General features: G+C 37.0%; 7 protein-coding genes. 1 reads left to right on the top strand and 6 read right to left on the bottom strand.

The window, feature by feature from the left end; genetic code table 11:
- Window positions 1–676 precede the first annotated feature (676 nt).
- The 3 genes from F6K27_RS06545 to F6K27_RS06535 all read right to left on the bottom strand — a co-directional run bounded on the left by F6K27_RS06545 (window position 677) and on the right by F6K27_RS06535 (window position 6568).
- Window positions 677–1732: a glucokinase gene (locus F6K27_RS06545; protein ID WP_287277838.1), complete on the bottom strand. Its 1056-nt coding sequence runs from the start codon at window positions 1730–1732 to the stop codon at window positions 677–679.
- A 962-nt stretch (window positions 1733–2694) separates the two neighbouring features.
- Entirely contained in the window at window positions 2695–3111 is a 417-nt protein-coding gene (locus tag F6K27_RS06540; protein WP_287277840.1) for a hypothetical protein, read from the bottom strand.
- 1735 nt (window positions 3112–4846) lie between these two features.
- Window positions 4847–6568: a diflavin flavoprotein gene (locus F6K27_RS06535; RefSeq protein WP_287277842.1), complete on the bottom strand. Its 1722-nt coding sequence runs from the start codon at window positions 6566–6568 to the stop codon at window positions 4847–4849.
- Window positions 6569–7400: 832 nt separating this feature from the next.
- Between F6K27_RS06535 and F6K27_RS06530 the strand changes: the two genes are divergently transcribed.
- Entirely contained in the window at window positions 7401–7568 is a 168-nt protein-coding gene (locus F6K27_RS06530; protein ID WP_287277844.1) for a hypothetical protein, read from the top strand.
- 14 nt (window positions 7569–7582) lie between these two features.
- Here F6K27_RS06530 and F6K27_RS06525 read toward each other — a convergent pair whose 3' ends face one another.
- The 3 genes from F6K27_RS06525 to F6K27_RS06515 form a co-directional block, all read right to left on the bottom strand.
- Window positions 7583–9370, bottom strand: a complete 1788-nt coding sequence (locus tag F6K27_RS06525; RefSeq protein WP_287277846.1) for a contractile injection system tape measure protein — start codon at window positions 9368–9370, stop codon at window positions 7583–7585.
- A 287-nt stretch (window positions 9371–9657) separates the two neighbouring features.
- Window positions 9658–11439, bottom strand: coding sequence for a hypothetical protein (locus tag F6K27_RS06520; protein WP_287277848.1), 1782 nt, complete (start codon window positions 11437–11439; stop codon window positions 9658–9660).
- On the bottom strand, window positions 11439–12077 hold the full coding sequence (locus tag F6K27_RS06515) for a hypothetical protein (RefSeq protein WP_287277850.1): 639 nt from the start codon (window positions 12075–12077) through the stop codon (window positions 11439–11441). The genes F6K27_RS06520 and F6K27_RS06515 overlap by 1 nt, the downstream gene beginning before the upstream one ends.
- Between the last annotated feature and the right edge of the window lie 37 nt (window positions 12078–12114).

The following is a 12114-nucleotide window of genomic DNA, read 5'->3' as shown; positions in this document are numbered from 1 at the left end:
CGCGCAGCGAACGCACTACACCCCTTCCATTCTCAATAAGCGTTTTCTTTTTGTTGAAATATTTTTCAGCTCCCGAAGGCAAATTCCTTTCTCTATATAGCTTTCAACTAGCTTGTCACCTCGTGAGGGAAAAAACACAAGTCTGAATATAGCAAACAGTGCTATACATTAGCTATTGCAGCATACGAAAAATGGGGGCATCAAAATCCTGACTCTGTACCTTATGCAGTGGTTGTACGTCTTGAAGATGAAACCCAAACCGCTCAAGTTTACACTGATATCATGTCCGTTTGTATCGTTTGTGTAAACCCAAGCATGAATATATGAATATATATAGGAAATTTAAGTTTTTTCTTGCTCTTAACTTTAGCCTTCCTGCCTCTTCCCTCTTCCTTCTTCCTTCTTCCTTACCTTAGCTATACAATACCGATGCTACCGGACATGATATGAAGTGCAGAATATTATGGCACAACTTGAAGTCCAAGCTGGAAGTAATGTTTAAGAAACTCAATGTTAGAAGGGAAGAAATAAGAAGAAACAGGAGTAGAAGAGAAAGTTTTTTGGTTGCGTAAAGGTCACGGAGTTCTATCACGCTCTTATCCGGACATGATATCATATCTCAAATCACCAACGTCCAATATTTAATCTCCCCCACTCCCCTACTTAGTATCATTGCCTATAAATTAGAAGCACGAATTGCCGCACCAATTAATCCCACTTTAGGGTTTAACACAATATGAACGGGTACTTTTTCTAACAATACTCTCATTCGCCCCTTATGGTTAAAAGCTTCCATAAAAGTACCTGACTTCATCAGTGGCAGGATTTTAGCAGCGATACCACCTGCTATATATAAACCACCATAAGGTAAAAGTTTCAATGCTAAATTACCTGCTTCCGCTCCATAAGCTCCCACAAACAGCTCTAAAGTTTTATCGCACAAACGATCGCTCTTTTCTAATGCAGCTTTCCCAATAACTGCACCTGGATCTACTGTAATTTCACTTGAGCCAATTTCTGTTTCCCACTTTCTTACTAATTCCGCTATTTCAGGAGATTCAGCAGCAGATTTGCGATCGCGTAAAAATTGATAAATTGCCACAATTCCCATGCCTGAAACCACCCTTTCTACGGACACTCGGTCTATATTATGCTTTGCTAACAAATATTTTAATAGATCAAATTCTAACTCAGAGCGTGGTGCAAAATCTGCATGACCCCCCTCTGTGGCGTAAACTCTAACTGTTCCTGATCCTCGAATTAAAAAACATTCCCCTAATCCCGTGCCTGCACCAATTACAGCTATTGGAGTATCACCTTGAAGTTCGCCAACTTGTAAAGTCTCCAAGTCATTGTCAGTTAAGCCCAAAATTCCATAACCCACTGCTTCAAAATCGTTGATCAGGCTAACTTGGGATACCCCTAACTCATTTTCTAGCAGTTTAGCATCTAGCATCCAAGGTAGATTAGTTAATTTAACAGTATTATTGACGACCGGACCAGCGATCGCAAAACAAGCTTTTTCTGGTTGTAATTGCTGTCCCAATTTCTCATTTGCTTCTGCCAATAATTTTTGTACTATAGGTACTAAATCTGGAAAATCGTGACTAGAGTAACGATTCTCATAAAGGCTCTTAAATTCCACAGTCCCCTTGGATTCTTCTCGTTTAGCTTCCACCAATTGTAGTATTGTTTTAGTACCGCCAATGTCACCAGCTAATAGCAATGTCATAGACTATATCCTCCTGAACAACTGTTTAGTTTTTATTATCATATCTTGTTGAGTTATAGTTATATCATGTCCGCTTGAACAGTTATAAATAAACGACGGAGGAGTCAGTCCTCAGGAGTCAGGAGGGAAGAAAGGAGAAGAGAAGGAGAAAGTTTTTTGATCACTAATTATCCGGACATGATATAGCAATGTGCGCTGGCATATTTACAAATTACAGGAACTGTCCAATAGACATCTCCTCCAAAAGAGGGAGTAGGCAGCTTTGTTGTAGGCAGTAGGGAACCCACCCCTCGCCCCTCCCCCTCCCAGGAGGGGAAATAATTGATAATTTATGTGTGAGAATTGATTTGATTTTGGATTTTTACCAGATGTCTAATAGCTAAAAGTCTTATCTTATCAGCTTTTTATTCCCCCTTCCGGAGCTGTTGCCTATTACCAGTTGCCTGCGCACAGCGCTATATTAGTTGCTGATGTAATATCATATAGCAATTCCCATACTTGTGAGGTACAAAATTCCTTGGTTTTAGGGAGTAGGGAGTAGTAATTCTGGTTCTGTAGGAATCGATAAAGAAGAAAAACAACTGTACCTTATTAGCTTGGGAAACGCTATATTGGGTTAAATAATTAGGGTTTGCTTATGGAAAGTCTTTTGCTAGGGGTAGCAGTCAGTCTTCAGGAGTCAGGATCAATGCAAATCATACCAATTCCCATGTATTATTGCTATACTTGGGCAATACTTGAGTTGTCAACCGATCGGTACAAGCAAAACCACTTTTTTGCTAATTTTAGGCTTTGTTGCATGAAAGTAGCGATTCGCTCCGCGATCCGTTCCGGAATCGCAAAAAACTCCCTTAGTTGGAAGTTTACTAGATTTCTACTTTGTAGCTCTGGAGCTTACCCTAAACACCATCTTTTGTGCAACAAAACCAATCAGCAACGCCAAAAATATCACTCCTTTGTTTTTAGACATCCCAATCATTACCAACCTTTTCCATCAGGCGGTTTAATATTACATATCCTTGTGGGTTGACAACAGTCAGGCGGATGATTGACGGGTCTTTAGGTCGGTGAGCAATAATATATTTGTGACTTCCATTTCTAAAGGTATAAGTATAGCGTTGGTTATTCCCTGTAATTGAGGCATTTTTCAAAGTAAGAGTTGCGCCAGTTTTTCGAGATTGAGCTTCATAGGTATAGTTTCCGAACTCATCTAATTTCAGCCAAACAACCCAATTTTCGCTATTATCCATGAAAGCTCCAGTTGGACGGACAAAGTCGGTAGGCATTGCAGAAGCACTATGAGAATTTAAGGTAATATCTGCGACCGCAGGAGTAGATAAACCAATAACAGATGCCAGAGCAATAGCTTTGATATTCATATTTTTCTCTTTCTTTATTTGTTTGAGTGATGTATTGTCTTTCCTAATTAATTCTTCCAACTCAAAATTTTGTTTCCGTATTGATCACGCTATAAAAGCACCAGAATTAAATTTGGCACACAGAAACCAGCATTCAATAGACTTATTTTTTAGATATCGGTAGACAAATTAGAAATTGTCACCTTATATTATGTAGGGCTTGGTGATTAATTCTCAAAGTATTGATAAATATAAGGTATTAGCCTTTTTGGGGTTCAAAAAAGTGCCAGCTTTTCGATGCCAAGAGCGGCAAAAAGCTAGTATTTTGGGCTGACTATGGTAGAAAAATCCCAAATTGATAATTCTTACTCCTACCTCCTCGCTCATTCCCATGTCTCCCCTCCTGGGAGGGGGTGGGGCGAGGGGTGGGTTGTCTCCTGTCTCCTGTATTCCCCTCCTGGGAGGGGGTGGGGCGAGGGGTGGGTTGTCTCCTACCCCTACTAAAAGACTTTTGAGCGCAAACCCTATGTATAGTCTCCGTTCATATATACTCCTTATTTATTAATAAAAATTCAAAGGTTTTTAATTAACAGAGCGATCGCTAAATCAAAGAATTACAGGATTTGACTCAGATTATTAGGACTTCTCAGTACAACGTATTTTTGTCCGAAGCGACCGACAGGGTTTGCGGAGCATTCCGGGACGGAAAGCAATCTCAAATCCTAGTTTTTTGTACCTCATGCGTTAAGTCCTGATTATATCGGAAAGTTTTTGCTATGAGCAAATAATAAATAAGTAGTTTGATTGGTAAAAATAACATCTCCTGATAATGTTCAATCTTCTTGCCGACCACAATTCTTACATTGATAATTTTGTTTACCCCTTCTTCGAGCATTTTTTCTAATAGATAGCAATCAGGAATCAGATGTGAGAATTGAGGTGTTTCTTTAAAGAATAGAATATAGCAGTTATCTTATTCTTATAGCAATGAGCGCTGGTATATTTACAAATTGTAGTAGGGGCAAAAGAGCTAGAAGTCTTATATGATCGGCAATTTATTCCCCCTGTTCCCTGTTCCCTGTTGCCTGTTCCCTGCGCACAGCGCTATATGTATTCGTTTCTCCCCTCCATACCTATTCCCTATTCCCTCCATACCTAAAACAAAAGTCTCCAATATCTCACAACTAAAATCATATTGCTAGAGTTGTTGGGAATTACAGCGGTTTTCCTGCACGGTAGACCACAGTAGGGACGTTCCATGGAACTTCCCTACAAGGTTTTGCTTGTGAAGATATGGTTCATCAATTTGAAAAGCGCTGTAATATCATGTCCGGTTGAACAGTTATAAATAAACGACTGAGGACTCCGGAGTCAGGATTCACGAGGAAAGAAACAGGAAACAAGAAAGAAGAGGAGAAAGTTTTTTTATAACTAATAGACATCTCCAGAAAATAAACTTACCCTTTATTTAACAAAAGCTAGAGTTGTAAAAGTCAGTTCCCTAAATCATTTTTGGTACATTTTTCCTAAAAATCTATTCCCTGTTGCTTTCCGGAGCTGTTGCCTGTTGCCTCCTATGTGCAAAAAGTCTATATCTTTTTCAGAGATGTCTAATTATCCGGACATGATATAAGCTAAAAAAATTGCTAAAACCCTTATTAGTAAAAGTTGATCGTGTTTTTTCAGCCTTAAAACCATGAAAGCTCTATAAAGTAAGCTTTTGAGCCTTTTCAATTCTTATTTCCCAACAACTGTTTTAATAATGACTACCTGATTTGCGGAAATGAACTGCTGTTACTCCCTCATTCAGTACCTGACCATTCTCCACTACTGCATAAACCAACCAATGGTCGCCACATTCCATCCGGTTTGCCACCTTACATTCCAAATAAGCTAAAGCACCTGTCAAAACCGGGCAACCATTCTCAGCTTCCTTGGTTTCCACTCCCACAAAACGATCTTCTCCTGGTGCAAAAGACTTCTGAAAATGCTTCCTCAATTGTTTGCCCTCTGCCAATATATTCAACACAAAGCGATCGCCTGTATGAGTCAAAGATTCCAGCGCTCGGTCTTTTGCCACTGCAATAGTCACCCCAGGAGGATTAAAAGTCGCCTGAGAAACCCAAGAAGCTAACATTGCACTGGTGACATCTCCACGTCTGGCAGACATCACACACAAAGACCCCACAACACGTCCCACTGCTTGAGCTGTGCGGTCGCTTCCCGAAGCACTTGCCGAAGGTTTAGGAGCGCGAAGTTTCCGAGACTTGATCAAAGTCTGAGCAAAATCAATAGCTGCTTCCTTACAAGTTTGAAGCGTCAGATCGTCTGGCTTAAACTTCACCCGAATAGTTTCAAAACCAAACTTATAACCCGCATCCTTTAACTTACTTTCCAAAATATCAATGGCCTCACCACTCCAACCAAAAGAACCAAATACCCCAGTTAATTTACTCTTAGAAGCTGTATTCAGTACAATACCCAAAGCTGTTTGAATTTGAGTTGGTGCGTGACCGCCAAGTGTGGGAGAACCAATAATAAATCCATCACATTTTTCAATTGCTTCCTTGATTTCATCAGACGTGGCAGCTTCACAGTTAATTGATTCTACAGCTACTCCTGCTTTAGTTAAACCCTTAGCGATCGCTTGAGCAATAGTAGCAGTATTACCATAAGCTGAAGCATAAACCAAGGCAACATTCAAATCTCGCGAATTTTGTTCCTGACTCCACTTCCGATACAAATTTGTTAACTCGGTCATCCCATAACGTACCATTGGTCCATGACCGGAAGCATAAAGTTTCACGCTCAAGTCAGAAATTTTATCTAGGGTAGAAAGCACTTGTTTTGCCTGAGCGGCGTGGAGACAGTCATAATAAAAACGTCGGTCTTCGCTGTAGATACTCCATCCTTCATCAGCAACTTGGTCTCCACAAACATGAGCACCAAAAAACTTATCAGTAAACAAAATTTGAGTTTTTGGGTCGTATGTCATCAAGCCATCGGGCCATTTAGGGGTAGGAGTGGTAATAAATTGTAATTGATGACCATTGCCCAAGTCTAGAGTATCTTCACCCTTAACTATTTGAATTTTCAACTCTTGTTCTTGAAAATAGTCTTTGAGACTTAAAGCTGCTGGGTTTGAGCAGACAAAAGTTATTTGAGGTGCGAGGGATAATAAAGCTTTGAGGGTAGCAGCACGATTAGCATTAAAGTGTCCTAGAATTATATAGTCAAGGCGATGCCAATTTAAGCGTAGTTGCAATGAGTCTAAGTAGTTTTTAGTAAATGATTCACCTGGTGGGTCGATAACGGCAGTTTTTTCGGCTTGAATGAGATAGGAGTTAGCAGTAGTGCCTTTTTGTAGAGAATATTCGACTTCAAATTTTAGTCTATCCCAAGTGCGAGACCGAAGAACTTTTGTTTCTTCAGTAATGATGGCAATTTGAACGTCTTTTTTTTTGGTGGTTTGTAGCATAGTTTTAGTTGATTAGTCTATACAAAAATAATGTATAATGCCATATTTTATCATGTTTGGGCGATCGCTTTTTTTAAGCCAAAAGTCAAAAGTAAAAAGCCAAAAGAACATGAGATCAAATCTGCTTTAATACTAAATATTATCATGTTTGGGCGATCGCTTTTTTTAAGTCAAAAGTCTTCTTCAAGTCAAAAGTAAAAAGTAATTTCTGAGCATAAATGCGGGATGATTTTAATAGTTTTGTGTCTTGTAGAATGGGCATCTTGCCCGTTCCTGATATTTTCCTGATATTTTCACTCCTTGGCAGGATACCCACCCCACTTATATTCATCCCGCCCCTCAGCAATGCCAAAAAAATAGGTAGTTCTGCATAGAATGGTATATGCAGATGAACGATTTTTAGTGCGGGCATCTTGCCCGCGAGGGAGCAAGATACTCTCACTACCGTACCTGGTAACAAAAATAATTACAATGCACGACTATTACAATGCACCACCACCAAAAATAATAGGGAATTTCACGAGCGATCGCATCTAGTTCGTTGATACCCAAAGCATTACTACTAACTCCATTTGGTTGATATGCTAAAGGATAATTTCTCCAAGGATTATCTTTGAGGGTGGGGTCGTAAACGTGCTTTAACCACGACTGGTAAATATGCTAATCCTGCTAATCCTACTGGGGAGTTTCAGGAGTATATTCAGCATTCTATAGATAGTGAGAAATTACAGTTTGTGGGATGCCCTAGAGCGCATTTGCAACCTCATAAGCAAAAGGATGTTTATCTGTTGGGTGATTATTCACAATACCTAGAGTATCAGCTTAGCAGTTTGTGGGGGTAAAGATTGAGAAGTTGACGGCTTTTGATTTGACTCCTGACGCTGCTACTAGGAGCGATCGCGACACAAGAAAGGCGATTGAATTGGCCATGCGTTGGGTGAGAATAGGCCTGAAGGTGACTCAGGAGGGATTAGCTCAGGAGATGGGATGTAGGGTGTAGGTCTATCCTCAATTCTACCACTCTACATATAAAATGTTATTCATCCAAGGTAGTTTGACAACTCGTATGCTCCAAGGAATTTTATCTACTAAAATATCGTAAGTTTCACGTTCTACTTGTAATAACCAACTCCCATCACGAATTTTCAAAATACTATTTCTTTGTAGGAAAGCTTTTCTCAATCCTTCTACAGATGTATTTTTCAAAATTGACCAGTTTTGAATTACAGCAGATAACAAGTTTTCACATTCTGCTCTTTCTGGTTCAGTTATTTCTAAATTTGTGTCTATAGGTTCTAATAAATCTATACCACAAAGTATTTTATTCAGAGGTAAAATATGTTCGGGTATTTCTGTTGAGTTATCAATTAAATACTGGAGTAAAAGATCTGCTCTTTGAGTAGATATAATGTTGATAAAAATGTTGTTTTGTACTAATCCGATTTTGACAAAAAAGGAATTCAAAAATGGCCACAGTAAAATTAATCCGGCATTGCGAATATAGATTTCATCAGAGTCACTAAAAGTATCAATATAATTTGAAAATGTACTCTGATTGAAATTAAGTTCTTGTTGGATTTTGATTGTCAGGGTTTGAGCAATTTGCAAAACTTGATTAAGTCTGTTTATCAAGTTAAATTGATTCTCTACAGGAGCTAAATTATTGATTTCATTTAGTAATATTTCGATTTGATGATTAAGTTGATTGATTTGCTGTTTATCTTCGGGTGATATCTGTCTATTTCGACTTAGCTTTTGCCATTCTCTTGGTAATAACTTTGCTTGTTCTTGTTCTCTAATAAACTCTGTATCTTGATTGGAAGTTGTGATATTATCTAAAATTTCAGGCAGTGTGCTTTTAAATTTATTTCCTTCTAGAATTAAATTCTCTATTTTAGCGACAAGATTATTGAAAAAATCAGGATAATTAATTCCATTACTGGTGGCAATATGTAATAAATTTGCTTGGATTAATCTGAGTTTATCTACTTTAGTATTGCCCTCAGAAGAAAGACTTAATAATATTCCTTGCCATGTCTCCAATTTCAATTTAGCTTCCGGAATATTTTTCGTTTCTTCTAGTTGTTTAAAAATCTCTTTAATGTCTGTATTATAGTTAGCAATAAATTTTACTAAATCAGCACTAAATAATCCTGCTATTTTTAGCAGTATTGCATCAGAAAATTGGTAAATCAGACGTTGTAGTTGCTTGGTATTTTTTAAACTTTCCAGAATAATAGACTTGACTGCATCTGGTGAGTTTGTGATCAGGCGATCGCTATATTCTTCTAGTTCTTGTTTGCTGAAATTTTCTGTCCACCATGGCAATGTACCTGTCTGGAGGAAGTAGCTAAAAATTTCTAATTGTGATGCGCTATTGTTCTCAACATCAGATTTTTGTAAGTTCTTAAAGTCATTATATTTTTGACTAGAAAAATTTTGACTATTTCCAACATCTTTTTGACTAAATGGAGATATATCTGTTTGATTTACAGTCGTCGTCAAAATTTCTGTTTGAGAGCTAAATTTATCTTCTAGTTGCCGTTGAATTTCTTCTGAAATTTTCTCAATGAATTCCTCTTCTAAACAATTTATATCAATATTCCCCAAGTTAATTTCTAGGGAATTGACTCGATGTATTGTATCTGAATCGCTGAACTGACTCAACAAATCATCAATCAAAGGAAGAACTTTATGGCGATATATTCTACTCACCTCATTTTGCAGTTCAAAAGCACCTTGTTGTGAACTTAAATTGAGTTCTATAATCTGTTTCTTAATAATATGTCGTTGTTCTTTCACTAACAAAAACTTTAATTAGGGTTTGCTGAAAAAGTCTTATGGGTAAGGGTAGGAGACAGGAGACAACCCACCCCTAACCCCTCCCAGGAGGGGAGGGGAAGAAAGGATAAATGGGAATTATAGAGGAGGTAGGAGGAAGAATAATCAAGGGATTATTCTGCGCAACTATGAGCCTAAAATGCTAATTTTTTGAACTATTACGACCATTAAGCTTGGACTTTTTTTAACTAAAAAATGCGCTCAACCTTTATATGTCAATGCTTTTAGATTTAATCAGCAAGCCCTAATTAACTTACTACAAAATCTGTGTATTTTGGCTCATCTTCTGTACCGATAATCATATAACCAATGACATTAAATTCGGTTATTTCAATATTACCAATAACTTCTAATTCTTTAATCAGATTATTTGTAACCTCCTTAATAAGATTAGACTCAGAATTATTGTCTACAATTGTATTTAACCAGTAAGTATAAGCTGTTTCAAAATCTTTCATTTTCTCCTTATCAAACCAGTGATAATAAGGGGTTATATGTGCTGGTATTTCTGCACTAACAATATTATGAATTAGCTGTTGAAAGTTTTCATTGTTACACCTATCTATCCAACTAGGAAAAACAAAACTGATTTGGAAAGAGTAAGGATCTACGATTCGATTTAATTCTACCCATTGTCCTGCTTCTGATACTACAAATCCTGTTTCTATTTGTATATCAAGTGTGTCTTTTTGAACATTAGTAACCGAATAAGTTCCATTGTAATAATCTGTCTCAAATATTTGTATTAGCTCGTTTTCTAGAATTCCATGTTCCGAAGAAACACAAGTTACTATTTTTTCAGAACCTGTTTCTCGAAATTCTGAAATTGGATTACCAAAATTTAAAAAATTAGGGTTTTCATGGGTGGGTTCATTACTATGACGAGGACGAAGTAAAATATGTTCTACAATATGGAATCCTTCTTTTTCATCAGATTGATTAGAGAGAGCTAAAGTTCTTTGATCGTAAGGAATTCCTAATAAACTGCAAATCCTTTGTTTTAATCCTGATACGTTATCTGTATCCCAAACTTCGCTAGAATTAATACAGTTAAAAGCTTGATTCCTGTTACTGCTAATTTGAGGATAATTTTGTAAAAAAGTTATTTTATTATCAATGAAACTCTCTTCGATAATTGAACTATATAAAAGTAAAGAATAATCAGTAAATATTTCAGCAAACTGTGCCATTAAATGATTGAGGAAACGATTTTTTCTATCTAAATTAATCTTCTCCTCATTATCCCCTCCTGGGAGGGGTAGGGGTGAGTTAATAATTTGAACTGCACCTGGAACTCCATCAAGTTCTTGGGAAAAGTAGGTAATTTTTTCGTTAGTTTGGTAATTAAATAAATCTTTCGTGTTTTCTAATTGAGCAAAATAATTGGCTAAAACTTGGTCGAAAAACATTAAATAAGCTTGCAGTTGCTTTGCCTGAGCTTTGCGTTGAGGAGATGCGGAAAGTGGTAAACCAATTTCCCCAATACCGTAAGTAGCAGGAAAGTCATTTTGGATTGATTCATAATCAGATAATTCCCGGTATTCCCCAACTGGAATAGGGATATCTTTGATTTGTGTCGTTGAGAGTAATTTTGTATTTTCTTGTTGTAAAGATTCTAGAAAACTTTGAACTTTATCTAATTCAGAAACGGAAGGAATTTGTCTTTTATCAAAAGTAATATTAGCGATTAAACTGTCTATATCTTGGAGTTGAGGAGTGAAATTTGAACCTAATTTTAATACCCATTCTTCCCATTCTTCTGGTTGAGGTGACTCCTTATTGGAGATAGCAATACTTCTAACTATTTTTATCCCTTCAATATCTAAAATAATCTGAATTAAGTCAGAGGTATAGAGTTCATTTTTCTTAGTGAAACTTTCAAGTTGCTCATCATCAATAAAACCATGCTCCAGAGGGGGACCATCAAAAATAACTTCAGGACTTTTACCTTGTTCTAGTAGTTCTGTTAAACCAAAAAAATCCAGGTTAGGAGAAATAAAATTATCCAATTCAAAATATATCTTTGCCATTAATTCATTGACATCAAAACCCCCTCTACTTCTATCTCTGCCTGAATACTTATTTCTTCAATAGGCAAGATTTCAACAGAGGCAAAATCCTCACCCAGATTTCGATACTGATTCAGTAGAGATGTTATGTTTTCTATGATATTTACTTCATCTATATCTTTGTCTTTTTCTATAAGTATTCGGTAAAGTCCGTTTAAATTTATCGATTGAGTAAATTCTTTATCTTGAAAAGTTAAGGTATGACGATTCGGATCGTAATAAATTGACGTTTGCGAATTTTTTATCGGTTCTAACCAAGCATTTTTTACACCATCAATATCTATTAAAAGTTTACAATAATCATTAATAGTTAAAGGATTAACAGTCAGAATTTCCCTAGCTGTATAAAACTGCTTTCTACTTTCTCCAGAGGATGGCGCTAGTAAATCTTTCATCTCGAAATCAAGTCGATAGCTTAAATCCGTGATGACATAGCAGAGTTGTTCTAGAATCGTTATACCAGGATCGTGGGTATTGTAATCTGTCCAGATTTTTCCTCCTAGACGTTCGATGTGCTTAATACCTTCTTCTCGTAACAAGGCAAAATTCATCCCTGGATGTTCTGGGGGAGTATTGGAAATAGTAAGATATTCAGTCATGTTCAGTTATTAGTAATTTATTGTTGTGAGCAACAGT

The organism is Okeania sp. SIO2F5 (assembly GCF_010692685.1).
GTDB lineage: Bacteria > Cyanobacteriota > Cyanobacteriia > Cyanobacteriales > Microcoleaceae > Okeania > Okeania hirsuta.
The sequence above is the reverse complement of the archived record's forward strand: the minus strand, read 5'-3'. Positions and strand labels throughout refer to the sequence as shown.